This window comes from Dysgonomonas hofstadii, from assembly GCF_014196915.1.
Lineage (GTDB): Bacteria > Bacteroidota > Bacteroidia > Bacteroidales > Dysgonomonadaceae > Dysgonomonas > Dysgonomonas hofstadii.
Window position 1 is genome coordinate 161,687 of sequence record NZ_JACIEP010000009.1, and the last position, 25,063, is coordinate 186,749.

Annotated in this window: 23 protein-coding genes, 1 tRNA gene and 1 pseudogene; 11 read left to right on the top strand and 14 right to left on the bottom strand. The window is 36.8% G+C overall.

Annotated elements, in window-relative coordinates; translation table 11 throughout:
* Positions 1-28: 28 nt before the first annotated feature.
* The 4 genes and pseudogenes from GGR21_RS13395 to GGR21_RS13410 all read left to right on the top strand — a co-directional run.
* Positions 29-724 (top strand): TetR/AcrR family transcriptional regulator, encoded by a 696-nt coding sequence (locus tag GGR21_RS13395; RefSeq protein ID WP_246348077.1) that lies wholly within the window; start codon positions 29-31, stop codon positions 722-724.
* A gap of 431 nt (positions 725-1,155) precedes the next feature.
* Positions 1,156-2,727: an IS21 family transposase gene (istA, locus tag GGR21_RS13400; protein ID WP_246348078.1), complete on the top strand. Its 1,572-nt coding sequence runs from the start codon at positions 1,156-1,158 to the stop codon at positions 2,725-2,727.
* A 16-nt stretch (positions 2,728-2,743) separates the two neighbouring features.
* Positions 2,744-3,514 (top strand): IS21-like element helper ATPase IstB, encoded by a 771-nt coding sequence (gene istB / locus GGR21_RS13405; protein WP_183307741.1) that lies wholly within the window; start codon positions 2,744-2,746, stop codon positions 3,512-3,514.
* An 84-nt stretch (positions 3,515-3,598) separates the two neighbouring features.
* Positions 3,599-3,874: pseudogene (locus GGR21_RS13410) on the top strand (DNA translocase FtsK); the annotation flags it as partial.
* A gap of 329 nt (positions 3,875-4,203) precedes the next feature.
* On the opposite strand, the gene hxsC reads toward GGR21_RS13410, so the two are convergent.
* The 4 genes from hxsC to GGR21_RS13430 are packed head-to-tail and all read right to left on the bottom strand — an operon-like array spanning position 4,204 to position 7,535.
* Entirely contained in the window at positions 4,204-5,073 is an 870-nt protein-coding gene (hxsC, locus tag GGR21_RS13415; RefSeq protein WP_183307742.1) for a His-Xaa-Ser system radical SAM maturase HxsC, read from the bottom strand.
* Positions 5,070-6,479, bottom strand: a complete 1,410-nt coding sequence (hxsB, locus tag GGR21_RS13420) for a His-Xaa-Ser system radical SAM maturase HxsB (protein ID WP_183307743.1) — start codon at positions 6,477-6,479, stop codon at positions 5,070-5,072. The genes hxsC and hxsB overlap by 4 nt, the downstream gene beginning before the upstream one ends.
* Positions 6,479-6,826: a His-Xaa-Ser system protein HxsD gene (hxsD, locus tag GGR21_RS13425; protein ID WP_183307744.1), complete on the bottom strand. Its 348-nt coding sequence runs from the start codon at positions 6,824-6,826 to the stop codon at positions 6,479-6,481. Before hxsD ends, hxsB begins: the two co-directional genes overlap by 1 nt.
* Positions 6,827-6,830: 4 nt before the next feature.
* On the bottom strand, positions 6,831-7,535 hold the full coding sequence (locus GGR21_RS13430) for a peptidoglycan-binding protein (RefSeq protein ID WP_183307745.1): 705 nt from the start codon (positions 7,533-7,535) through the stop codon (positions 6,831-6,833).
* 203 nt (positions 7,536-7,738) lie between these two features.
* Between GGR21_RS13430 and GGR21_RS13435 the strand changes: the two genes are divergently transcribed.
* The 4 genes from GGR21_RS13435 (at position 7,739) to GGR21_RS13450 (ending at position 10,098) form a co-directional block, all read left to right on the top strand.
* Positions 7,739-8,026, top strand: a complete 288-nt coding sequence (locus GGR21_RS13435; protein ID WP_183307746.1) for a putative quinol monooxygenase — start codon at positions 7,739-7,741, stop codon at positions 8,024-8,026.
* Positions 8,027-8,034: 8 nt separating this feature from the next.
* Positions 8,035-8,634, top strand: a complete 600-nt coding sequence (locus GGR21_RS13440) for an HD domain-containing protein (protein WP_183307747.1) — start codon at positions 8,035-8,037, stop codon at positions 8,632-8,634.
* Between the two features lie 92 nt (positions 8,635-8,726).
* A complete protein-coding gene (locus tag GGR21_RS13445; RefSeq protein WP_183307748.1) occupies positions 8,727-9,131 on the top strand; it encodes an NUDIX hydrolase in 405 nt (134 codons plus the stop codon).
* Between the two features lie 175 nt (positions 9,132-9,306).
* Entirely contained in the window at positions 9,307-10,098 is a 792-nt protein-coding gene (locus GGR21_RS13450; RefSeq protein WP_183307749.1) for a DUF2971 domain-containing protein, read from the top strand.
* 370 nt (positions 10,099-10,468) lie between these two features.
* Here the strand turns inward: GGR21_RS13450 and GGR21_RS13455 are convergent, their stop codons facing one another.
* From GGR21_RS13455 to GGR21_RS13485, 7 genes are all read right to left on the bottom strand, one after another.
* Positions 10,469-10,984: an ORF6N domain-containing protein gene (locus GGR21_RS13455; protein WP_183307750.1), complete on the bottom strand. Its 516-nt coding sequence runs from the start codon at positions 10,982-10,984 to the stop codon at positions 10,469-10,471.
* 1 nt (position 10,985) lies between these two features.
* Positions 10,986-11,405, bottom strand: a complete 420-nt coding sequence (locus GGR21_RS13460) for a hypothetical protein (RefSeq protein WP_183307751.1) — start codon at positions 11,403-11,405, stop codon at positions 10,986-10,988.
* Positions 11,406-11,415: 10 nt separating this feature from the next.
* Complete coding sequence (locus tag GGR21_RS13465) at positions 11,416-12,648, bottom strand: site-specific integrase (RefSeq protein ID WP_183307752.1); 1,233 nt, start codon at positions 12,646-12,648, stop codon at positions 11,416-11,418.
* Between the two features lie 269 nt (positions 12,649-12,917).
* Positions 12,918-13,002, bottom strand: a tRNA-Ser gene (locus GGR21_RS13470).
* A 129-nt stretch (positions 13,003-13,131) separates the two neighbouring features.
* Positions 13,132-14,394, bottom strand: coding sequence for a threonine ammonia-lyase IlvA (gene ilvA / locus GGR21_RS13475; RefSeq protein WP_183307753.1), 1,263 nt, complete (start codon positions 14,392-14,394; stop codon positions 13,132-13,134).
* Between the two features lie 672 nt (positions 14,395-15,066).
* Positions 15,067-15,423, bottom strand: a complete 357-nt coding sequence (locus tag GGR21_RS13480; RefSeq protein WP_183307754.1) for a hypothetical protein — start codon at positions 15,421-15,423, stop codon at positions 15,067-15,069.
* A gap of 4 nt (positions 15,424-15,427) precedes the next feature.
* Positions 15,428-16,297 (bottom strand): DUF7003 family protein, encoded by an 870-nt coding sequence (locus tag GGR21_RS13485; RefSeq protein WP_221233002.1) that lies wholly within the window; start codon positions 16,295-16,297, stop codon positions 15,428-15,430.
* A 108-nt stretch (positions 16,298-16,405) separates the two neighbouring features.
* On the opposite strand from GGR21_RS13485, the gene GGR21_RS13490 reads away from it, so the two are divergent.
* Entirely contained in the window at positions 16,406-16,939 is a 534-nt protein-coding gene (locus tag GGR21_RS13490) for a hypothetical protein (RefSeq protein ID WP_183307756.1), read from the top strand.
* A gap of 32 nt (positions 16,940-16,971) precedes the next feature.
* Here GGR21_RS13490 and GGR21_RS13495 read toward each other — a convergent pair whose 3' ends face one another.
* Positions 16,972-17,682, bottom strand: a complete 711-nt coding sequence (locus GGR21_RS13495) for a DUF4276 family protein (RefSeq protein ID WP_183307757.1) — start codon at positions 17,680-17,682, stop codon at positions 16,972-16,974.
* On the bottom strand, positions 17,682-18,821 hold the full coding sequence (locus GGR21_RS13500; protein ID WP_183307758.1) for an ATP-binding protein: 1,140 nt from the start codon (positions 18,819-18,821) through the stop codon (positions 17,682-17,684). Before GGR21_RS13500 ends, GGR21_RS13495 begins: the two co-directional genes overlap by 1 nt.
* Positions 18,822-18,966: 145 nt before the next feature.
* Here GGR21_RS13500 and GGR21_RS13505 point away from each other — a divergent pair, with 145 nt between their 5' ends.
* Positions 18,967-21,243: a cation:proton antiporter gene (locus GGR21_RS13505; protein ID WP_183307759.1), complete on the top strand. Its 2,277-nt coding sequence runs from the start codon at positions 18,967-18,969 to the stop codon at positions 21,241-21,243.
* A 35-nt stretch (positions 21,244-21,278) separates the two neighbouring features.
* Positions 21,279-23,495 carry a tetratricopeptide repeat protein gene (locus tag GGR21_RS13510; RefSeq protein ID WP_183307760.1) on the top strand — a complete coding sequence of 739 codons (2,217 nt, stop codon included), beginning with the start codon at positions 21,279-21,281 and terminating at the stop codon, positions 23,493-23,495.
* 21 nt (positions 23,496-23,516) lie between these two features.
* Here the strand turns inward: GGR21_RS13510 and GGR21_RS13515 are convergent, their stop codons facing one another.
* Positions 23,517-24,809: a GntP family permease gene (locus tag GGR21_RS13515; protein ID WP_183307761.1), complete on the bottom strand. Its 1,293-nt coding sequence runs from the start codon at positions 24,807-24,809 to the stop codon at positions 23,517-23,519.
* Positions 24,810-25,063: the final 254 nt, after the last annotated feature.

A 25,063-nucleotide genomic window follows, 5' to 3' on the forward strand; every position in this document is an offset into this window, starting at 1 on the left:
AAATTTCATGTATATAAAAAATCAGCTCATGGAATATAACGATAGCATAAAAAATAAAATAATAGATATTGCACGTGAAGTCTTTCACCAAAAAGGACTGAAAATGACAAGAATTGAAGATCTTGCGGATGCCGTTAATATCGACACATCCGTAATAAACATATATTTTGAGAGTAAAGAATCTCTTTTCGAGGTGGTCATGAAAGATTCAACAGTAAAACTTCTGGAAGGCGTCAAGGATATAATCAATAACCCGAATACAAATTTCGAACAAAAAATAGACCTTATATGCGCTTTTTCTGATAAGATGCTCTCAGGTAACCGTAACCTACCTCTGTATATACTTAATGACATAGAGAATAATCCGGAAAAAGTGAATCAATTTTATCTTAAGCATTTAGGAGGTGAGTTACCTTCCTCTGTCTTTTTTGTACAATATCAGAAATATACGAATTCCAGAGAATCATTACTGAATCAATATTTTAAAATGATGGAGGACGATGTATTAAGAAATCTACGAAACGAGCAATCTCCTTATGATTTATTTGTCCATATCATTTGTTTATGCGTCTTCCCTTATTTATTGGGCAGTCTTTCTTTGCAAAGTGCAACTATCAAAGAAATATTTGTTTTCGACCTTTTTATGGAAAGCCGCGCCGAAATGAATAGCCATTGGATAAAAAAGATGCTGGGAATAAACAAATCATCATTTTTTAATAATTAAACAGAGTGTGACTATTAATAAAATTCAACTTATTTGAATATGGCGAATACAACATCACAAATACAACTTCAATCCGGGTTTATAACCAATACAGGAGCAAGTGTCTACCCTGTATCCGAAATTTTTCGGATATTGGATTTTCCGAATATAAAAAAAAGTGCAGTTATAAATATAAATCATAAAGAAAATATAGAAAAAAAGATAATTACAATTTCCCGGGATATTTTATTTATTCTATGTGTAAACGGTGTAAATAATAATCCAAAAGTACCCCACTAATCTACTCGAAAAGTATACCACCTAAGGGAGTAAGATTGACTTGTTTTTCTTTTCACTGTAAGTTAAAACCAGTCTATCTTATTAACAATTACTAACATTATAAACTCCTTTGTGTCTTTGATTATAAACACACAAAGGATAAAATGATTACAATGGTGGATAGACAACAAATAATACACATGTATCGCACTCTGGGCTATAGTAAACGAGCTATAGGCAGAACTTTAGAGATTAATCGTAAGACTGTAGCTAAGGTTATTAGTGAATATGAAGCATCTCTTTCTTCAGCTGATCCAGAAGCTTCTCTGGAGACTCTTTTGACTCGTAAACCTGCTTATGATAGTTCGTCTCGTAAGCGTAAAGTGATTACAGGAGCCTTGCAAGAACTGATTGACAGTTGCCTTAAGGATAATGCTCGTAAACGAGCTAATGGTCTCAGGAAGCAATGTATGGTAGGTACAGATATTTATGACCTAGCTCTTTCCAAAGGATTTAAGGTCAGTTATTCCGGAGTTTGTAAATATATCAAAGAGGTTAAGAGCAAGACTCTTCCTTCCTCAAAAGAAGCCTTTATTCGTGGCTACCATCCTCCTGGTGAGAGTTGTGAGTTCGATTGGGGCGAGGTCAAGCTTTACATTAGAGGCAAGCAACAGAGGTTTTATATGGCTGTTTTTACCTTCAGCCATAGCAATGGGCGTTATGCTTGGCTCTTTCGTCATCAAAATACGCTGGCTTTCATGGAGTCTCATCGCAACTTTTTTAAAGAAGTTGGTGGTGCTCCTAGCGTGATGGTTTACGACAATATGCGTGTGGCTATCAAGGAGTTTGTAGGCGCAGAAAAGAAGCCTACCGAAGCTTTACTTCGCTTAAGCAACTTTTATCAATGTCATTATCGTTTCTGTAATGCGCGTGCAGGCTGGGAAAAAGGACATGTGGAACGTAGCGTGGAGTATGTTCGTCGCAAAGCTTTTAGCGTTCTTCTACGCTTCGAGAGTTTGGAAGAGGCGCAAGATCAGCTCTCAACAACTTGTGAGCGCATCAATACAGAAGAAGGTAGCTCTTCTACTGTGGGCAAAAAATCTAAACTGGAGGCTGAGTTGGCTGCGCTTAGAGCTTGCCATAATGAGATGGGGTGCTTTGAGTTAGAGACTTACAAGGTAGATAAGTGGTCAACTATTTGTATGAAAGCTTCCCATTACTCCGTTCCAGATACCTTGGTGGGCAAGTTGGTGGACGTGAAAATCTACTCCGAAAAACTCGTCATGCTCTATCAAAATCAAAAGATAGCAGTTCACGAACGCATCTACTATCCAGCAGGTTGGAGCATAAAATTAGAACATTATCTAAACACTTTGTTGCGTAAACCAGGAGCTGTGCATAGCTCCTTGGCTCTCCAAAAGATGCCTGAGGCGATACAACAACTATTTAATAAACAGTTTGTTGACAAGCCAAAGGACTTTGTTTTATTGCTTCAATACGCAATGGAACAAGGCTTTACGGATTTAGATATTGTAACAGCTTATCAGGACTTAAAATTTAGAGGCATCAACCAAGTATCAGCCGATCAAATAAAGACCATGATGCACGCCCTAAAAGAGCCTAAAGACGAGGTTCTAAATCTTTTACATCCCAAAGTAAACAAGGAACAATCGGCTGATATAGAGGATGGTTCGCTTCAAATATTATCTACACTATCACGAATGATGGACAATTACAAACATTAATTTAAAGACTAAAAGCATGGAAGAATTATCAGAAAAAGAGCGCATAGAAGACTATGCCAAAGAATTAAATATCAGTGTAATAAAAGACGAATTAGACGATTTTATTACACTTGGAACAGAGCAGAACTGGACTTACAGAACGCTTCTGTGCCAGCTTCTAAGCAAAGAAGTTGCCCTTAGAACTGAAAATAAGCGCAAGCAACGCATCCGAAGAGCTGGTTTTCCAGAGCTTAAATATCTTCAGGAGTTGGTTAGAGAAGAACTCCCTAAAGAAGGGCAACTTGTTCTACCTGAGCTAGAAACCTTAGATTTTATCAAGGAAGGGCGCAACATCGTCTTTTGTGGAAATCCTGGGACTGGCAAGACACATTTATCCATCGGACTAGGAATAAAAGCTTGTTTGGAGGGCTGTACAGTGTTTTTCACCTCTGTCCCACACCTGCTAACTCAGATTAGAGAATGTCGTTCGCAGAAGAGTCTGAGGCAGTTGGAACTACGTTTTCAACGCTACGATTTAGTGATTTGTGACGAGTTTGGGTATGTAAGTTGCGATAAAGAAGGTGGGGAGTTATTATTTAACCACTTGTCACTCAGGGCTGGAAAGAAAGCAACAATCATCACAACAAATCTGGCTTTTGATAGGTGGGGAGAAATCGTAAAAGACAAGGTTTTGGTGGCTGCAATGGTAGATCGGCTGACACACAAAGCACATTTAATAAACATGAACGGACAATCCTATCGTGTTAAAGAAACTGAAAAAATGTTATCAAAAGAGCTAACTAAATAACGCTTTTACGTTCTTTGAAAATCCTTCCTAAATGGTATACTTTTCAAGTAGAAACTGGACCCTTTTTCAATTATTATATACACTGAATATATCGGTTACTCAGATTATAATATTGGCAATATTGACCTAAATGACAGAGACCCTTTATTTGATGAAGCAGCCAGGTTAATCGTTATACATCAGCAAGGTTCAACTTCGCTTATCCAGCGTAAATTTAGTATTGGGTATAATAGGGCAGGAAGATTAATGGATCAGTTGGAGGCTGCTGGTATTGTAGGCCCAACTCAAGGATCAAGCGCTCGTGATGTCCTTATTACTAATGAGTATAATTTAGAACGAAAATTAAGTTTATTAAAATAATAAACTATTAAAGAACAGACTGAATCTTCACTCATTATACAATGATATTCTAAAAAAAAGAATTAAATTTAAGGAGTTAATTCATTAAAAATTATTTATCATGGGAAATTTAAAGCCAGGACCAAAACCAATCGCTAAATCAACAGGGGAAGTAGATAAACGTCGACGTGACAACAAGGAGACTCCGGGTAATAATCCGAAACTAAAACCTAAAGGAACTAAATAACATTTTTGACTTAAATAGTAATTAATTGAAAAGTTATAATTCCAAAAACGTATAAAAGTGTCCTGAATATACAAGGACACTTTTTCCATAGAGACCTATTTTATTAAATAATTGGTTTTATTTTGTATTCCCCTTTAGATGTAGCAAATAATCCGCAACATATATCCTTCATTGAACAAAAGCTACATTCCTCCAGATATTTTACTTTCCAATCCGAGATTGATTTACGGGCAAACTCATGCAACGACAAAGGTAAAGAGCAAAGAGGCAGATTAAAAACAGAGACATCCAATCCCCATGTTGCAAGGTTAATTACAGCTTTCTCTAGTTGGACTTGAAAATCAATTGGAGCTATCCAAACTCGTTCGTGATTCTTTATGCTGTAGCCAGTATCCTCTAATCCCATAAAAGAGATGTGAGTGACAAACGGTAGATTCTTGTATATAAAATTCGATAACTGCGGTAGACGCTGGTAATTTATTTTATTGATAACGATACGGAGTTCTATTCGAATATTAAATTCAGCCAGATTATATAATCCTTTTACCGTCTCATTATATGATCCTGCTGCCTGTGCAATATGATCATGATCATGCGAGTAGTCGGAATGTAGAGGAATTCCCAATAATAATCTATCAGATCGAATATTAGCAAGTTTCTTTGCATAGGCACGGTTTGCAAAAGCACGTCCATTGGATAGTATATGTATTTGGGCTTTGGGTAGTTTTTCCTTCACTTTTTCTATTAACAAAAAGAGTTTGTCTCCTAATAAAGTAGGTTCTCCTCCTGTTATTCCAATGTCAGTTAATTCAGAAGGAGCAGACTCTATAATAACTAAATTACGTTCAAACAATAAGTCTATATCATCTCTATTCAGAGGAGGCTGTGAACACATCAGACACCTATTATTACATTGTGCTGTAACAAACAGGGAGTTATCATTAGAGTTAATATTTAATTCAGTTTTAATCATCCGACACTATTATTAATCCACCGTTTGAATATAGGCAATACCTCTTCTTCTCTGTTTATCAATAATGAAAAGATATGTTGTATTATTTGTTTATGTTTCTTACAGAAGGAAGATGTTGGTCTAAAGCCATACATATCCCCTTGCGTAGAGTGATTTCTTACAGGATCGGCTCCGCAATAAGATTGATAAGCACATTCCGAGCAGCCTGCAATAGCTTCGTTTGCCCAGATCAATGCTATCTCCTGAGCTTTTCTTCCATAGAATATATTTTCGTAGGTGTCATTGACATGTCCAAGACGAAAAGTATTGTCTCCATGCTCGGTTAGCATTCGGGATTCATCTGAAGCATACACATAACCATCATAGTTATATACAATCACGCTATTGATAATTCCTGCCGGAGATTGAAGATCTACAAAACCGATAGAAAAAGGAGTCAATATCTTTCTCAAAATTAAGGACGTGAATTCTTCTATAAAGTAAGTACCGTTTTTATTTAAGTCTATAATGTAATCCAATGCCTTCTTGTAAAAAACAATGAACCGATCATAATATTCATTCCAATCTGCGTATTGGGAAGCCATACCATAAGGATTTAAGGCTCTTAAGAATATACTATGAAAACCGTTGTCTATATATGCATCAATAATTTCTTCGGGATGATTAACTGATTCTTCAGAAGCTGTCATTAGAGCTGATACTCTATCTATACCTAAAATATTTCGGGCTTTTTCAATTCCTTTTACGACACGGGAGTAACTATCAATCTTTCCTCTATTGTGATTATGCAGTTCCTCGGGACCATCAAGAGATGTCGATATCAGGACTTTGTATGTTGCACAGATAGATAAAACCTCATCGGTCAGATTTACGCTGTTAGTACACAAAACATAAGTAATCTCTTTCTGGCAAATGATATTCTTTTCTTGTGTAGCTGATATTGCGAAAAATAATAAATCAGCCATCAAAGAAGGTTCTCCGCCTTGAAACTCCATTGTTATTGAAGGCGAAGGCGATTTAAACATCAGATCAATGGATTTTAGCATTGTGCCTTTGCTCATGTCATATAATGAGCCGTAGCACTCTTTACTGGATGCGTGACAATAAATGCAATTTTGATTACATCGCAAGGTCAACACAAATATATGTAAGGATGTAAAATGATCTAAAAAGGATTTCTTTGTTCTTAGTCGGGCTGCAAGATTATCTATTAAATACGGGATCGGTGTTTCAGTGATAAAAAATGAAGAAATCATATCTTTATACAGTTCTTCGTTCGTTCGAATTTCTTTGTGTGCAATTCTTTTAGCCGTGCCAACAGGAGTAATCAGAAAATCCCCAACTTCATTAACTAGAATCTCATTATTGTCGATGCGGTCAAATCGAAAAGGTAATAAGTAATACATTATTCTTCGGTTAGCATGTAATCTTCAAACTCATCATTATTAGCAAAGGCCTTGACATAAAGAATATCTCGAATATTCCTTGTTTCTTGTCCGACAATATCCCGAACTTTGTAATCGATAAAGTCCTGATTGATTTTTCTTTCTAACTGATCAACCTCTTCTTGAGTAAAAATACCGTCTGTCTTCTTGAGCTCAATAGATTGGATTGTATCGGTTGAAGTATTTCGATTTATCAGGTATAAGTCAGTCAGCCAATATAGTACCTTTGATATAACTGTATCATTATAAATCAGAGTATCAACTGAAAAATGAACTGTATTCTCTGTTATTTGTATAAAATCAGTCATCTAATTATTTTTTCAGAAAATAAACAGTTTGTGTATCTACAATGCCGTCTGCATCTATACCTATCTTATTTTGAAAAGCAATAACAGCTTTCTCTATTTCATTATCGAATAAAGTAGTTCCTTTTGCAAAAGATCCTGATAAGTATTTTTTATCAATTAAGATATTCTTTAGTTGTGTAACATCCGTTCCTGTCATTCCTTTTTTTAAGATTCTATCGCCCAAATTGAGTTTCTCACCGACAGCTGTTGTTGAGATCGTCTTTTTAGTTGAAGTTGATGATGTTCCATTTGTGGTAGACGAACTACTGCTGCCTGTAGATTTACTACTTGAAGGTTTTGCATTGGATGTTCCCGTAGACGAACCTGTAGAAGGCGAAGAGTAATAGGAAGAAGATGATGACGAAGAAGACCTGCTGGAGCTACCCGAATAAGTAGAACTGCTCGATCGGTGTGAAGAATGCGACCTATGTGAAGAATGTGATCTGTGGCTTCTATGTCCTGCAATGAGATAAGAATTATCATCTTGAAATTTCAATACAAATTTCTGAGAATTATCTTTTTTAGGACTTATTTCCGGTTCTTTTTTCCCATTATCCAGACTCAGTTTACTGATATCATAGTTAGAGGCTTCGGTATTTGTAGCAGCAACAATAGATGTTAAAGAAGTCAGAAAGATGCCTTTCAGAATTTTATTAAAGCGTGATTTCATAGATAATTACTTAATTAGCTGATTCCAAGTATAAAGATATAGAATACTCTTTTATTATAGTGAATAAATGCTAAAAAATAATCAATATAATTTTTCTAACAGCTTGATTATATAGAAAAGGGGAGAATATACTTACTCTTTTATCTGCCTCATTCTGTATATTTGTAGGGAGAAATAAGTATCTGTAAATAATAATTCAAACAATGATAAAAGTTATAGCCGAAGATTTTATTAAAGAAGAGTATCTGGAAATCGTAAAACCTCTTTATGCTGAATTAGTTGCTAAGACTAAACTGGAAAAAGATTGTATAGATTATAACCTTTATATAGATCAGGACGATAAAACACACTTTATCTTCATTGAAGAGTGGCCGGATCATGATGCATTGGACAGACATTGTCAGACAGAGCATTTCAGACAGCTTGTTCCCCAGATTAATAAACACCAATCCAAAGAGTGCGAATTTACGATTATGGATATTTTTCAATAGGTAAAAGGATGGATAATAAAGATATTCTAATAAAAGCGCAGGAATATATAAAAGATATTTTTCTCAAAGAAGGAACGGGACACGATTATTATCATATAGAACGTGTAGTTATTAATACCCGAAAGATTTTGCAAACAGAACATGCAGATAGCTTTCTGGTTGAACTGGCAGCTTGGTTGCATGATCTTGGCGATCATAAACTCCATAATGGGGTGGATAAGTCAGAGGAGTTAATCAGCATATTTCTTAAATCCTTGGCTATTGAACAATCAATTATAGACAGAGTTGTCGAGATTGTTTCTCAGGTTTCTTTCAGTAAAGGAAATAAACCTTCGTCCATAGAAGCAGAAATTGTACAAGATGCAGATCGTTTGGATGCTATCGGAGCAATTGGTATTGCACGCTGTTTCGCATATGGTGGTAGTAAGAATCGAATTCTATATAGTCCTGATGAAAAAGAGAAAGAGAATTCAAGTATTCACCACTTTTATGATAAGTTGTTTAAACTAAAGGATCTGATGAATACTGAATCGGCTAAGCTGATAGCAGCAAAGCGTCATTCATTTATGGAAGAATATATCGCTGAATTTTACAGAGAAGTTCAATAAGAATGTAATTAAGTCCATCTTACTTTGACTTAATATAATTTAAAGACAAAGCAATTTTTCAATCATTAGACTATAATAAAAAAAGGATAAGAATGATATTATTAACAGCAGGACTGGTTGTTACAAAGAACAATCAATTGCTTTTAGCATACAGTAATAATAAGAATGCATGGTATCTGCCTGGAGGAAAAGTAGATAAAGGGGAAACACCTAAAGAAGCGCTTATTAGAGAAATTAGGGAGGAATTAAACATTGATTTACAACCCGACAAAATTGAAAGTTACAAACATATTTCAGCTCCGGCATACGGAGAAAGTCCTGAATTGATAATGGAACAGGACACTTTTCGATATGATTTAACAGAGAAGATACAGCCAAGCCATGAAATTGCAGCAGTGAAATTTTTCGACTTAGAGATGTATAAGCAGGAACCAGCTCAGGTCCCCGGTGTATTAAAGGTTTTTGCACTATTGAAAGAAGATGACATAATTTTATAAAATGGAATGTACTAATTAATTAAAAAAGCATTCGAGGGGATCGGCATTTATGTCAATTTTGATAAAATTGGTTTTCGAAGCCGCTACCGTAATTAACAAATAATAAAAGAAGAAGGAGTACAATGGGGAAATCCTGCTATTTTCCATTTACTTTTGATAATATAAGAGATACCACATGATAGATGCTAAAACCAATTCAAAAGAAAATGAACAGAGGTTGTTGTATAAATATCTCGACATAAATGGTGCAAAAGCAATGCTTTTAAACAGTAATTTGCAGTTTACCAATGCTACGAAATTTAATGATCCGTTTGATTGTCATCCGGCGCTTATAGATTTTTCTAAAATTACTACCGAACAAGCTTATCCTTGGGGAAAAGAAAACACTATTTCGTTAAAAATTAATCCATACGAAAGAAATAGAGATGAAGCATGGATTTGTTGTCTTTCAAAAGTATTTGATTCAATATTGATGTGGAGTTACTACAATAAACATGAGGGCGTTTGCATCGGAGTGGATGTTCAAAATATCGAACTATACATTAACTATATGCTTGGAACAATGGTTTTTCCACCTTATGAGGTAGAATATAAGGATATTATCGAGAAACCAGATTTTTTTGCAGGGAAGAAAGATTTTTTTCTTTATCAGATATTAACGAAAGGCAAAGAATGGGCACACGAACAAGAGGTCAGAATGTTTATTTTTGGTCCTAATATGATATGTATGGATATGCATCTGCCTTATGAACCCAAAGACGAGAACGAAGTGATTGATTGGAAAGAAGTTCGCGCTTATCCGACAATTGGTACTGAGTGTTTTGCTGCTCTCTATTTGGGTGTAAATATCAGTCGAGAAGATAGAGAAGAGATAACTTTGTTAGCCAGAAAATTAAACTCAGATATTCGGGTTTATCAAATGTCGATAAATCCGAATGTATTCAAGTTGGATTTTGAACTGATCTGAGTCAATCATAGCTAATGTCATTCTTTAGCAAAAGAAGAAATAATTCCATCGGAAAAGATCCGTATTTTTCCAATTCTTCCATTATCACAGAATTACTTCCACTTTTGCATTAATCTATAACAATTTCACGGTGGAATATCTATACGTTTATCAAAATTGTTAATTTACTTTCTCTTTTTGGCAAAAAACACCAATAGTGAAATATTTCACAACCTATTGATTATTAATTAACAAATTGGAATATTGAGTTGAAAAGGGTAGTAGATAAGGTAACGTTAGCTATTAATAATAATGGTTTTTACACCCAAAAGTACAGACATAAAAAAACAGTTACTATTCGTAACTGTTTAATTTATTACGGAGGAAGGAGCTATTGCTCCTCTTCTTCATTTTGTATATATCCGACACGTTTTCGTGGTTTACTTTCCTGTTCTCTAGTAGTGGCTAATTCTGTCAGAGCCTGATATATCTCATTAAACTGCATATTGGTTTCGAGCATAAATGTTTCTAACTTTTGATTAAGTTCTGCATAGCCTAAAGCAAACTTTCTTAACGTAACAAAAGCTCTAATTATTGAGATATTTACCTGAATAGCCAAAGGGCTGTTCAATACACTGGATAATTGCGCTATACCTTGTTCTGTAAAAGCAAAAGGTAGATAGCGTGTTCCTCCCCAATTTGAGGTGCCAAAATTGCACCTCAAGATTTCCCATTCATCCGCTGTCAGTTCAAACATAAAATCGTCAGGGAATCTTTCAATATTCCGTTTGACCGCTCTTTTCAGATTTTTGTTTTCTACCTGATACAGTTCTGCCAGATCAAAATCAAGCATGATACGCATGCCTCTTATTTCGAATATCTTATTCTGAATAATCTGTAGTTCCATCTCAATTCAAAGTTTTAAGTGAAGTCTTTCCTGTGTTGGTCTCAAATACCACGATTATTTCATGTTGCTTTTTCTCTTTGCTATATTCCCGAAAAGCATTCAATACCCATTCCCGAAAAGTTTTAGTGTATAAAGATTGAATACGGAAACTCAAGAAAATGACAACCTCTAAATTATAATAGGTGCGAATATATTCTTCTTTTTCATTTCGGCTATACCTGTATTCTTTTGTTACATTCGGTTCTTTCAATAAATCTTCTTTAAATATAACTTTGAGGTGCTTGTTAACTGTCGCGGCATATACTCCCAACAGATCAGCAATTTCATTTACTGTCATCCAGACTGTACCATCTACTATTTTTACTTCAACAATGGGCTTATTGGAGTCTATGTCTCTGAATTTTATATATCCTGTTTCCATAATTTAAGTTTTATTGATTTACGGCAAATTTATCACTAAGTCCTTTTACTTTTGAAGCAAAATCATCCATGTCGTTACTTATCTTAGAATCTGTGATACGGGCATATATTTGAGTTGTTCGAATATTAGTATGCCCCAGCATCTTACTTACACTCTCAATCGATACTCCCTTAGAAAGAGTCAAAGTGGCAAATGTGTGCCGGGCTAGGTGGAAGCTCAACTCCTTATCAATTCCACATAAAGAGCCAATTTCCTTCAAATATGCATTTACCTTTTGATTACTTGGAACCGGAAGTACACGATCATCAGATAATGCTCCCTCATATTTATTCAGGATTTTTTGAGGAATATCAAGCAAAGGAATAGTAAAAGCCACCCCTGTCTTTTCTCTTTTACCTATTAACCATAATTTGTCATCAAATGATATACGAATATTTTCTTTCCGCAGATTTTTTACATCAATGTAAGCCAACCCGCAAAAACATGAGAAAATAAAAATATCCCGAATCTGATCCAGGCGCTTTATCGTTATCTTCTTGTTGATGATAGACTCAATTTCTTTTTGTGTTAAATAACCCCGATCGACTTTCTTAATCCTGATCTTATAATTTATAAACGGATCACTCTTTAACCAGCCATTATTCCTAGCTATAAGAACAATTCGTTTGAAAAACTGCATAAATTTGGCTGTTGTATTCGGATTACATCCAGCTGTGGTCAAGAGGTAAACCTCAAAATCAGTTATAAAAATAAAGTCGATTTCTTTTAAGGCAACATCCGAACGGTTGTATTTTTCTTTGATGAAAGAAGTCAGATGCTTTCTGGTAACTTCGTATTTTTGGTAAGTAGCCTTACTTTTATTTATGCCGATCAGTTTCTCAACATCTTCATTATGCTTCCTAAAAAGATCAAGCAGCATCTGCTGTTGAATTTCAACACCAAAGAAGATATTCTTAATACGTTCAGGGGTAACAGAAACTTCTCTTTCGAGTAGTTCTCTGTAAATCTTAGTCATCGTTGCTTTGATACTATCAAGCACTGAGTTTGTGTTAATGACTTCCTGTGTTTTTCCGACAAGTTTACCTGCCGTTACATTCCATAATTTAGGATCAACATCAACCTTTGTTCCAAACTGGATCGATTTTCCATTAACGGTAATTCGTCCCATAACCGGCATCTTGCCGTTTGCTTTTAATCCATTCTTTTTTCCATAAAAAAGGATACTGAATGTCGTCTTTTTCATAACTCAAAATTTAATTTCAAAAATACATTCAACAATCAAATAATGAGATAAATACAGACTTCCAAAAATAGACTTTAAACTGCCTAAATCAGACAAATCGTAACCTATTTTGATTTTTTGACAATAGGTTACGAATAGGTTACGCAGCTATGTCAAAAAATGGCTTTTTTATGGCTTCTATATGAAATGGGGATAAACGAAAAAGTCCCACAAATCACTGATTTGTAGGACTTTTCTTGTTTTTGGCTTATTTTGTCTTAGCCTTTCCGCGGAGAGAGAGGGATTCGAACCCCCGGAACCTCGCAGTTCAACGGTTTTCAAGACCGCCGCAATCGACCACTCTGCCATCTCTCCAGTGCATTCAAGCACGCAGCTTTCCTTCAAAAGCGATGCAAATGTAGGAGTTTTTTTTGTTTCCCCAAACAAATTCAGAAACTTTTATTTATATAATTTATAACGATCTATTTTTCAAGACCTAATAATTCATACTATATAACGCCCCAGATCACTATCCGGGTCTAACACCGTAAAATCCAATCCGTACTCTACCATACGGGCTACCAGATTATTATATTCATCTATAGTTTCCAGCTCAATGCCAACAAGAGCAGGCCCATTCTCCTTTTCATTTTTTTTCATATACTCGAACCGGACAATATCATCCCGTTCACCCAATACTTTATTCACAAAATCCTTTAAAGCATTTGCCCGCTGAGGAAAACGGATTATGAAATAATGTTTCAACTGCTCAAAAATAAGCGAACGCTCCTTTATTTCTTGCATACGATCTATATCATTATTACTCCCGCTAACAATGCAAACCACATTTTTTCCTCTTATTTCCGGTGCATAATGATTCAATGCTGCAATACTCAATGCGCCAGCCGGTTCTACAACAACAGCATTCTCGTTATATAATTTCAAGATAGTAGAACAGACCTCTCCTTCAGGAACCAAGCAAATATCGTCGACAACCTCCCGGCAAATATCATAGGTTATATTCCCTACCCGTTTCACGGCTGCCCCGTCCACAAATTTATCGATATGCACCAAAGTTACCGGATGTCCGGCCTTAAATGCCGATTTCAAACTGGGAGCACCCTCAGGTTCGACGGCAATTATTTTTGTATCGGGAGAATATTTTTTGATATAAGCCCCAACCCCTGAACATAAGCCGCCGCCGCCAACCGGGATAAAAACATAATCTATCCGGGTTTCTCCCATCTGTTTCAGTATATCAATGCCGATAGTACCCTGCCCCTCAATTATCCGCACATCATCGAACGGAGGAATAAACGTCATCCCATTCGACTCTGTATATTCTTTTGCAGCTTGTGCACAATCATCGAATGTATCGCCTGTAAGTACAATCTCGATATAGCCGTTACCAAACATTTTGGTCTGCTTTACTTTTTGCCTTGGTGTAATCTTCGGCATAAAAACCACACCCTTTATTCCAAGTTTATTGCAGCTATATGCAAAACCCTGAGCATGATTGCCCGCACTGGCGCAGACCACCCCTTTAGCCAGAATTTCTTTATCGAGACTATAAATCATATTATAAGCGCCTCTTAATTTATAGGAACGTACAACCTGTAAGTCTTCCCTTTTGAGGTATATATTCGACTCGAAATATTGCGACAGCGTATTTATATATTGCAACGGGGTTTCTTTCACGACATCTTTTATGCGCTTTTGTGCTCCAATTATATCAAGATTATATTTCTCGACTATATTATATTTCATATAGATATATTTTCATCATTAATTACAAACAAAGGTAACAGATTTAGGCCAACACATAACAAAACAAATCATTTAATATTTAAACACATCAAGGGTCTGTTTAAATTCCACCTTCATAAATCAGCCTCCGGCAAACCTACTGTATCACTTTTATTTTAACAAAAAAGTTACAAAGATTACACTTTTGCAGCATTTAGCTATTAGTTTATAGCTAATAGCTTTTTAACTAAAACCTGGCAAAACTTACACATCTTTTTTCTCCCTTCTTAATCAATTGCCTCCTGCTTTAGCTGGAGGATGAAAATAATAAAAGAAATGTCTTTTGTATTCCTCCAACTAAAGCAGGAGGCAATTGATATTTTAACTAAAACAGTACAAACCGTACACTTTTCCCACTATTTCAATAATCTCCCGTTCTTCCGGATTTGCAATCCGGAAGTTTTTAAGTGCGGATTTTAGATCCGCTATGTATATAAATCATCGGATTACAACCAACGGTCAACAGAGAGAAACATAGTTAAATCTCAAAAAACGAAAAACTTGTTTACTTGTATCTCGTTTACTTGTCAACTTTATTTATTTCAAAGATCACTTCTACTGCCTGCTGCCTACCGACTACTGTCTACTCAAAATACTATAGATAAATATTCAAGAAATTCATTAACCTCAATACTATCCCCGATCATGCCAATCATAAAGACAATACCTACATTGTTTCGCATAAGGAGTACGAGCCCGTTTTCCGCATTCAGGACAGTAGTTAAAGAAAACCTTATTCTCATATTTTGAAAGAATACGTTGTGTAATACTAAATTCAAAAGCATCTCTTCCATCTTTTACCAAATACTCAAATGTTTGATTACCTGAAATCCATCCCGATTCTTTAAGGATACCATTTGTTTGAAGAACCATTCCTGAATTTAAGTCACCTTTCTCAAGGTAGCTATACATGCATTTTATTGCGAGGTTATCTTTTCCTAAACAATCGCTATAATACTTTATAATATATTCTATTTTTTCTTTGTCCATAATATTATAAATTCCCTGATTTCCAATTTCTCCAATGATTATTTGGTTCTTGTGTCGGTTTCCAATAAGAAGAATCCTGCGTTACCAATATTTTAGCAATTAGTTGAAATAATTCCTGTTTGCTGGGCAATGTTTTTTTATCATAAAAACTAGAGAAATGAAATTTATTCAAAGTCATTATCTTGGAGAGATTACGGGGAATATTTGTTCGGATATCTGTTTCTGTAGCCTGAACAACATCTGGCTGTGTGTCATGTATATATCTTATAAGACCTCCATAACTTAGCAGATTTCGCGGATTCTCAAATTCACCTGCGACACCCATCTCAGCATATAATACCGGATCATACTTCAAATTAACAACGCGATTTCTCACTTTTACCGAAGTAATTGTATCACTAATTAATTCAAATTGTTCCATTTCGCTTCCCTGTCTGTTCCTTATACGTTCGTATTCTTCTCCTGTAACAAGATAAATATATTTGGTATTGGCAATTGAAGTATATGGAACTGGAACATGTTCTTCATATCTTTCAATTATATAGTCTACACAATTTCCTATATAGTCAAGTGCTATTGTAGCATATCCTCCTCTATTCTGATAGCCACTCTTTTCGAACACTATAGCCCAATCTAAAGAATCTGCATACAAATGAATCCTGCTTCCTGCCGTTTCGCAATAGCCATGTTCCAGATCGAGGAAGAAATTATATTTTATAACAGACTTATCGGCTACAGGAAAATACATTCCGGGGTGGTGATTAAAAGCCAAATCCAATTCATTTAATATTCTTTCCTCTGTAAAAGGTACTTTATCAGCCATAGTGTTACACATAATAAAAAACGGAAGAAACAAAATAGATATTCTTTTCATAGCCTGAAAATATTTAGAATACAAATATAATTTTCAATACTTAATATTTCTTAATATGCAAATAAAAAACTATCTTTGTTAAAACAAATATGCTTATAGAGGACAGACATGAAATACCTTATATTCATTTCCTTAGGATGCATTTTCTATTCATGCTCATTTACATTACCCGAACCGGACATGCATCTCCGACTGAAAGATCAGAAATCTGAAATAAATTCAGAAATTGTTGAAGGGAATGTATTAACCTATTCTGTAGCATCTCTGGATGAAAACCAGGAGATAGACTGTTTTTACCAGGTATTTCAGGATGAATCGAATCTTCTGATAAAAGCTGCTGAAACCAAGATGAGAGACGGTATCCCCAGCGACACCTCTTATGTCTACTATTTTGATAAGAATCAATATATATTTGCTTTTGAAGTAAAGACTGCAATAAAAACAGACACATTGTTCAATTCTGTTACAGCCTTTTACAATAAAGAAAAGAAGATTATAGGAAAAGAATATTCCACAGTAGACAATTGTGACATACCTCAGGAAAATACAGATTCTATTTTTGTAAACTTCTCATATTTCCAGATTCCGGCAGATGTGAAAACATTTGTGAGGGAGAAAAAGATTTTATTACGTAACAGATAACTCGTTATTAATCTTATTCCGGCTACCTCTTGTTATTTTCTAATATTCTCTATTATACCCATTAATTTATCCAGAGAATCTATATCATACCTTATCTGATTGCGAATGTGGTTATAATCTAATTTATTGACTACACGGACTGTAGCATTGTATTTCTTAGTATATGATTTCCCGACCAGCCTGTAAATATTGTCCAGATCCTTGGCCGGATGCACCCGTTGTTCGGGATTGACTAAATACGGATCAAAGCCCAGTCTGTCGCGTATAAATTTACCGTTAGCCAGACGCTTATCTATTTTCTGAAAATGATGTGTTTCGGCCATAAACCACGCTTCTATTTCGTGAATGGCTATTATAATATCAAAATATGGCGCTTCCTTTTTAAATTTATGAGGTAAATAATGAAGTCCTTTTTCCAGCCTTTCCAGATCGTCAACAGGAATGGGGTAAAGATCGCGTAGCCCGATTATCTTCTCATAACCTTTCTCCCGCAGATTGATTATATTATCCATTATTTCCGATTTCACCCTGTTATCGGCACCACAATCAAAGATTAGCACCTCAAATCTCGGATTGCGGGAAAACGACATATTCCTTACAATTTCCTGTTTAGGAATATTCGTTCCTCCACGAAATTGTTTCTGGATAATATTTATTTGTTGTGTTCCGAGGATTTCTTTTACCAAGCGATTCACAAAGACCTGCTCGGTTTGCCCCTCAACAAAAAAAGCAATACGTCTCATCAATCGTTATCGTCTTCTTCCACTGCAAAACCGTTGCGGTAGAAATCTGTAGTTAGAAAATCAAAGTTATTAAGCCCTGTATAGTTAAAGTCATCGAAGTTTTCTTTCGAATTGGTATAATCATAAAAAACCGATTTATGCGATTCCACACGGTCTATCACCGTCCAGAACTTCAATGGTATCTGGTTCATTACATAACGGTCGTTTGTGGTCATGAAAAACTGCAGGTTGGAATTATTTATCCGTTTAATGACAATATCCATCATTTTTTTCGAACTTTCGAAATCGAGTCCTTCACCCATATCATCAATCAGCATACACAACGACAGATTACTCATACGGGCATACGTGAGCATTATCAACAAAGCCAAAGTACGGAACATACCCTGCGACATATCCCGCTGCAATACCATATACTGCCCTTCCTCTTCTATGGCCAGCCCAAAGGTACCACCGCGCTCCAATATGTCAATGCCGGTAACAGCATTACCGAGCTCCTGCATACCGGAAATGATCTCCGAGACAAAAGCATCTCCATATAATTCATGCCCCCGGTAGAACGTGTAGATAAGCACCTCTGTCCCCTCAATTCCCGGGTCACCGCCATCCATACGGGTATAATCTTTCACCTGTTTATTTTTTTCGAACTGATTGGCAAAAAGATAATTCTTCAGAGACTTCCCCCACTCCACAAAATTACCGAAGCATGGCCTGTTATCATTATCGCGGGCACAAACCTGTAACTGATAATCCGCTACACTTATATCTTTTTTTTGTCCATCGGCGTTAAGAAATATATCCTTCGAACGGTGGATCAACAATTTATCCCCGGCAGACAATATTTCATCTATTATTTTCCGATCCTTAAATTCAAGGGCATATTTATAGCTTATATCATTATCTTTAAAAATCAACTCGAAATACTGGGAAGGGCTCAACACATCATTAAGATCGGTGCGTCCCGAAAACAATCCTGCAATTTCCCTGATCACATTCAAAGAGCGGCTTTTACCCGATGCATTTTTACCTACCAGTAAATTAATATTTTCGAAATAAGCATATCCGCCATCCCTGCCGACAATGCTCCATTCGCGGGGTTCACCCTTGTAACGCGTATATTTTAAAGATTTTAATATCATAATTACCTTTTTTATTATTCAAGAGGAATAATTTTCTTCTCAAATATAGTAATTTTACCTGTACATCTGCATTCCTAATTGTCACATTAAAATTGTATCTTTGCACCAAAAAGCCAATCAAAGCTTATGAACAGAACTTTTATTCATGAAAAAATATAAAAATCTTATATTCTACGCATCTGTTATAAGTATATTTTCAGCTTTGGTCTACCTAATGCTGCGGCTGGGTAGAATAAATCTGGAAGCACAATTAAACGTCTACGGACTTGCTCCAAAGAATACTGCCTGGGGTAATTTTTTACGCCACATCACTGACGACCTTGCTGGTCCTATGGCTATACTCTTGTTGCAAATTGTTGTTATTTTATTAGCTGTAAGATTATTTGGATGGATATGCCAGAAAATAGGCCAGCCTACCGTTGTCGGTGAGATTCTTGCCGGAGTGGTATTAGGGCCATCGCTTCTGGGCTTATATTTCCCTCAGGCATCCGAATTTTTATTTCCCGATTCATCCTTAGACAATATAAAGTTTCTCAGCCATATAGGATTGATATTATTTATGTTCATTGTAGGCATGGAACTTAACCTGAAAACAATAAAGAGCAAGGCCAACGATGCGCTTATCATCAGCCATACCAGTATAATCGTAGCTTTCACATTCGGGGTGATAGTCGCATACTATCTGTTTGGGAACTATACACACGAAAGCACGATATTCCTCCCGTTTGCCTTATTTATGGGTATTGCCATGAGTATAGCGGCATTCCCTGTAATGGCACGTATAATACACGAAAAAGGGATAAATAAAACACCACTGGGGGCAACTATCATTACCTGCGCCGCCATTGACGATATTACCGCATGGTGTCTGCTTGCAGCTGTGATCGCGATTGTAAAAGCTGGATCTTTTACCAGTTCGCTATTCATTATATTAACAGCGATACTTTACATTGTAGTCATGTTTAAAATAGTGCGTCCGTTCCTTAAACGGATTGCCGACCTGCAACCCTCAAGCAGAATAATCACAAAATCAACTATCGGGATATTCTTCCTTGTACTGTTTCTCTCATCCTATGCAACCGAAGTCATAGGAATACATGCCCTGTTTGGAGCTTTCCTGGCAGGTGTGATCATGCCTCCGAATATAAATTTCAGAAGCCTGTTCACCGAAAAAATAGAAGATGTAGCTTTGGTTTTGCTACTCCCTTTATTTTTTGTCTATACCGGATTACGCACACAAATAGGTCTATTGAACGAACCCGGCTTGTGGCTGGTATGCCTCGGGATTATTGTACTCGCCATCGCAGGTAAAACAATGGGTAGTGCACTTGCCGCCAGATTTGTGGGCAACAACTGGAAAGACAGCCTTACCATCGGGGCTCTGATGAATACAAGAGGCTTGATGGAACTGGTTGTACTGAATATAGGACTCGACCTCGGAATATTAACATCTGAGGTTTTTGCCATGATGGTGGTTATGGCACTAACCACTACATTTATGACCTCCCCCCTGTTAAATCTGATAGACAGGATATTTAAGAAAAAAGAGGCTGCACCGCTGAAAATAGAGAAAAAATATAAAGTATTAGTATCTTTCGATAATCCCGAGATGGGACGTAAACTATTATATCTGGCAAACTGTTTTATACGAAAGAAACAGACTTCATCTGAACTGACGATGCTGTATCTCTCGGAGGGGAACTTATTATATCAATACGGGATGGAAGAGGAAGAAAAGGAAATGTTTAAGCCTGTAGAGGAAGAAGCATACAGCCTCAATCAGAATATCATCTCAGTATTTAAAGTGGCAGGTGATGTCAGCAAAGATGTAGCAAAGTTTGCAAACAAAGGGGAATATGACTTCCTGCTGATAGGATATAAGGATTCCATTTTTTCGAACAATATGCTGGGACGTTTATTAGGCTTCTCAAACAGGTTGATACATATTCCAAACTTTTTTCTGACGAAGTTTGGCAATCAGAAGAAATGGAGCAAAATGATGACAGCACCATTCGATGAAGGCACAAGAACTATTGTTTCGAAAAGCGATATGCCGGTTGGCATATTTATTGATAAAGGATCTATAGGTATGCGAAACATTTTCGTTCCCATACTTAGCGAAGATGATATATTTGTAGGAAGGTTCATGCAACGTCTGGCTGAAAACTCATACGTAAGGATTACTCTATGGGACGCTATCGGACTAATGGACAGTTCCATGGAATTTACCAAAGCCGTAAGGGCGATAAAAGGGATAAACCCTTATCTGTTCCAGCTTTGGAACAGGAATATACCTGTCGACAGCGACATACTGAACAAACAGGACCTGATACTTATCAGTCTGAACAGTTGGAAAGAGCTCGATGACAGGAATCCTAAATTACTGAAAGATACGCCTTCTATGCTGGTACTTACAAACTAGTGGTAAAGGCAGAAACAACAAAAGAAAATTAGCGAATGAATAGTCGGGATATAGTATCGATAAAGAAAGATATTTTAATCAACCTGTCAAAAAGGCAGTTAAAGGATGCTTTTCGGTCATTAAAGAAATTGACGAAAAACACCCAGGACTGGAAAATAACGGAAACATTGAGTGAGCTGGAGACAAACTACAAGTTTATGCTTCATTATTTGTTTGAGGGTGTGGAAGATACTCAGCGTGAAAATGTATACCGCAACCTGCTCCGTTCTTTATACGAACTGACCGATGACTCTACCGATGAACTGATGAAAGTGGAATCATCGGGCATCTATTATGAAAAGTCCAGAATCAGCGCCTTAAAAAACAACTCGGTAGTCAATTATCAAAACCTGATAAAAGAAATTACCGACTCGTTCTCTCTTGTTGATCTTCTTGAGGAAGGAGAAGAAAAAATTAACCGGAAGAAAGATCTGGCTATAAGGCGCGAACGCATTGGTTCGGAGATGTTTAATTCAGTATATGTATCATCCCGGGCTGACGAGGAAGAAATGAATAATTATCTTGCTCTTATCAACAATCCCGAATTGCCTGTACGTGAGAAATGCTTATTTCTTTCGGCACTTACGCTGGGACTCTTCCATCGATTCGATGGGCGTAAAACCCAGATACTGATGTATGCTGCCGCATCTGAAGACATGCAGTTAAGGGCAAGAGCTATTGTAGGCCTGGTCATTGTTATGCAGATGTATGATGTCCGCTGGAACTTGTACCCGGAATTACAGAATCAACTGGCTATATTATCAGAAAATCCAAATTTCAAAAAAACAGCACTACGTGTCATTATACAATTGATACGGGCCAGAGAAACAGAAGAGATCACCAAGAAGATCAAAGAAGAGATACTTCCCGAAATGATGAAATTTAACCATCTTGCCGGACGCAAACTGAATATGGAAGAACTGATGGGCGGTGATTCGGATTTCTCTGAAAAAAACCCGGAATGGAAAAAAGAACTGGAAGAATCGGGACTGGGGAAAAAACTACAGGAATACTCAAACCTCCAGATGGAAGGTGCAGACGTATTCCACTCCACTTTCTCCGGATTGAAAAGTTTTCCTTTCTTCTCGGAACTGGGTAACTGGTTTTTACCGTTTGATCCGTCTTATTCAGAAATTGCCAACCTCTTCCCGGATGAAAGCAAGAATAGCTTACTGAAGACCGCGATTCTCGATTCAGGTCACATGTGCAATTCCGACAAATATTCTTTCTGTCTGAGTCTTGCTCAGATACCACAGGCACAGCGTGAAATGATGATGAGCCGCATGGGGGCAGAATCGGAAGAGATAAAGCAACTGCAAAAAGAAGCACAGGAGATGAACCCGACTATCGACGAAGAGATTCTGTCGAATCAATATATACAAGACCTTTACCGGTTCTTCAAACTGAATCCGTACAGGAATAATTTCTTCGATATATTCAGGCTAAACCTCAACTTCTACGATAAAAAATCGATAGCCCCGCTTATATCGGATATAGACAGTATGAAAAAGATTGCCCTTTATTGTTTCGATAAAAACAATTTCAAAGAGGCGTTGAATATATTCAACCGGTTGATAGCCATAGATGACCAATGTGAAGACATCTGGCAGAAAATAGGTTATTGCAAACAAATGCTTGACAATATAGACGGAGCTTTGGATGCCTACCTGCAGGCCGATTTGCTGAAACCAAACAATTCGTGGATCATAAAAAGGATCGCACAGCTTTATCGTACACAGAAAAAACCTGATCTATCGCTCGACTATTATAAAAAAGCCGCGAAGCTGAATCCCGACAACATAAATACTGAGCTTAACATCGGGCATTGTTATCTGGAAATGGAGGAATATGAACAGGCTTTAAACACATATTTTAAAGTGGAATTGCTAGACAGTAAAGGCTCCAAAGCATGGCGACCGATAGCATGGACTGCCTTCCTGCTCAAAAAATATGACGTAGCACAAAAGTATTATAAACAGATACTGGAAAATAAGCCGACCATACACGATTATCTGAACGCCGGGCATGTGGAATTATGTGCCGGAAACAGGAAAAGCGCCATTGCCCTATACCAGAATATTCTGTATAAGGATCCCGATTTTGATCTGTTCCTATCTCTCTTCGAAACGGATAAGACGACTTTGATAAGTCATGGTGTGGACGAAAAAATACTGCCGTTCTTATTTGATCAGATTAAATATACAATGGATTAAATACTGCTCATTGTATTAATTCTACAAGATAAATCCATAAAGGAGTGTAGATACTATGGTCATTACTCCACCAACGATGGCTTCGTACGGAACCACTTTCATCCTTTCTTTTATATTCATATACATAGAATCAGCAGTCACATGGAAGTAATTTCCTTGTGGCAACTGGTCGATAACGGTAGCCCCTGTGTGCACCATTACGGCTGCCGGGATAGGAGGAGTTCCCATATTCAGAATTGCCGTCCCGAACGAACCCGATGCCAATATAACTCCTGTGGAAGTAGACGCAGTAGCTGCTGCCATCAATATACCAGCGATAGGTGCCAGAAATGTCCCTGATATTCCAGAATAGTTGATAATGTTCACAATCTCCTCCGAAAGATTCGATGCTGAAATAAGTCCGGCTATTGCTCCTGCACCAATAAGTATAAGGACAGTCGCTGTCATGCGGTTTATTCCGCTTGCTGTATATGCGAGTATTTTATTTGCCTTACCCATGGCCAGCATTCCGGCTATCCCGGCTATCGGCAGCACATACATAGCATCCAGTTTTATACTTTGCAGGAAAGATACGCCGAGTAAAGATCCGATAGGGTTTATAAGCAGGAGAATAATTGCCACAACAGGAGCTATGATTGCCTTTCCGAAAGAAGGATATGAAGACGTATCGGATGAGTTCTTAATATCCTTATCTTCTATTTTACTTCCTTTGTTCTTTATCATGTAAGCAATTATAACGGCGACAATCAAGCCAAACAGTGCCGGAATAAATCCGTACATCATCACCTCGCTAAGTTCGACGCCGAAGCCGTTAGCCGCAGCTATCGAATTGGGATTGGGAGAAATGACATTTCCGGCTTTCCCTCCACCCGACAAAGCCAGTAATAAAGATATTTTAGAGAATCCCATCGACTTTGCCACAGAGAGGCCGATTGGTGCAACAATGAGCACAGCAACCGGAATAAATACCCCAACTGCTGTAATAATCATTGTTGCCAGAGCCAGGGCTAAAATAGCTTTACTTCCTCCCAGTTTTTTTACTATTGTACGGGCAATAGTCTCAGCTGCCCCCGAATCCATCATTACGCCCGCTAAAACACCTGCCGCAAGCACACGCACTACGATGCCGATAATACTTTGTGTGCCGTTGATAATAACAGAAGTGGTTTGTACCAGATCGGCTCCACCAACGAGACAGCCAATGACAGCTCCCAAAAACAGGGAATAAACAGGGTTTAATTTTCTGAGGATTAGTATAATGGCGACAAACAATCCTATTAGCGCGCCATACCATGTGATTACGAGTGTTTCCATAATATTTGTTTAGTATCTATTGTATAGACATTTGTCAAAGTTAATTAGGTAATCATCACCATGTTAATTTTCTGTAAAAACAAAAATAACCTTTATTGTTTATATTATTTCTTCTTACAGCAAATCTTCGGCATTAAGTGTATATTATACCTGTCATGCTATTATAATTTTTCCGTTATATTTTTATTTATTATTTTTAGAATGTTTTTCCATTCCTTCATTTAATTTTTTGGACTAATTGCATAAGCCGACTG

Coding starts and splice junctions, on each gene's coding strand:
- GGR21_RS13480 (WP_183307754.1), bottom strand. CDS start 15,423: ATGGACAAAGAAAAAATAGAATATATTATAAAGTATTATAGCGATTGT.
- istB (WP_183307741.1), top strand. CDS start 2,744: ATGGAAGAATTATCAGAAAAAGAGCGCATAGAAGACTATGCCAAAGAA.
- GGR21_RS13435 (WP_183307746.1), top strand. CDS start 7,739: ATGATAAAAGTTATAGCCGAAGATTTTATTAAAGAAGAGTATCTGGAA.
- GGR21_RS13515 (WP_183307761.1), bottom strand. CDS start 24,809: ATGGAAACACTCGTAATCACATGGTATGGCGCGCTAATAGGATTGTTT.
- GGR21_RS13500 (WP_183307758.1), bottom strand. CDS start 18,821: ATGATATTAAAATCTTTAAAATATACGCGTTACAAGGGTGAACCCCGC.
- hxsC (WP_183307742.1), bottom strand. CDS start 5,073: ATGATTAAAACTGAATTAAATATTAACTCTAATGATAACTCCCTGTTT.
- GGR21_RS13485 (WP_221233002.1), bottom strand. CDS start 16,297: ATGAAAAGAATATCTATTTTGTTTCTTCCGTTTTTTATTATGTGTAAC.
- GGR21_RS13440 (WP_183307747.1), top strand. CDS start 8,035: ATGGATAATAAAGATATTCTAATAAAAGCGCAGGAATATATAAAAGAT.
- GGR21_RS13465 (WP_183307752.1), bottom strand. CDS start 12,648: ATGAAAAAGACGACATTCAGTATCCTTTTTTATGGAAAAAAGAATGGA.
- GGR21_RS13430 (WP_183307745.1), bottom strand. CDS start 7,535: ATGAAATCACGCTTTAATAAAATTCTGAAAGGCATCTTTCTGACTTCT.
- GGR21_RS13510 (WP_183307760.1), top strand. CDS start 21,279: ATGAATAGTCGGGATATAGTATCGATAAAGAAAGATATTTTAATCAAC.
- GGR21_RS13460 (WP_183307751.1), bottom strand. CDS start 11,405: ATGGAAACAGGATATATAAAATTCAGAGACATAGACTCCAATAAGCCC.
- GGR21_RS13445 (WP_183307748.1), top strand. CDS start 8,727: ATGATATTATTAACAGCAGGACTGGTTGTTACAAAGAACAATCAATTG.
- GGR21_RS13450 (WP_183307749.1), top strand. CDS start 9,307: ATGATAGATGCTAAAACCAATTCAAAAGAAAATGAACAGAGGTTGTTG.
- hxsD (WP_183307744.1), bottom strand. CDS start 6,826: ATGACTGATTTTATACAAATAACAGAGAATACAGTTCATTTTTCAGTT.
- GGR21_RS13495 (WP_183307757.1), bottom strand. CDS start 17,682: ATGAGACGTATTGCTTTTTTTGTTGAGGGGCAAACCGAGCAGGTCTTT.
- GGR21_RS13395 (WP_246348077.1), top strand. CDS start 29: ATGGAATATAACGATAGCATAAAAAATAAAATAATAGATATTGCACGT.
- GGR21_RS13490 (WP_183307756.1), top strand. CDS start 16,406: ATGAAATACCTTATATTCATTTCCTTAGGATGCATTTTCTATTCATGC.
- GGR21_RS13505 (WP_183307759.1), top strand. CDS start 18,967: ATGAAAAAATATAAAAATCTTATATTCTACGCATCTGTTATAAGTATA.
- ilvA (WP_183307753.1), bottom strand. CDS start 14,394: ATGAAATATAATATAGTCGAGAAATATAATCTTGATATAATTGGAGCA.
- GGR21_RS13455 (WP_183307750.1), bottom strand. CDS start 10,984: ATGGAACTACAGATTATTCAGAATAAGATATTCGAAATAAGAGGCATG.
- istA (WP_246348078.1), top strand. CDS start 1,156: ATGGTGGATAGACAACAAATAATACACATGTATCGCACTCTGGGCTAT.
- hxsB (WP_183307743.1), bottom strand. CDS start 6,479: ATGTATTACTTATTACCTTTTCGATTTGACCGCATCGACAATAATGAG.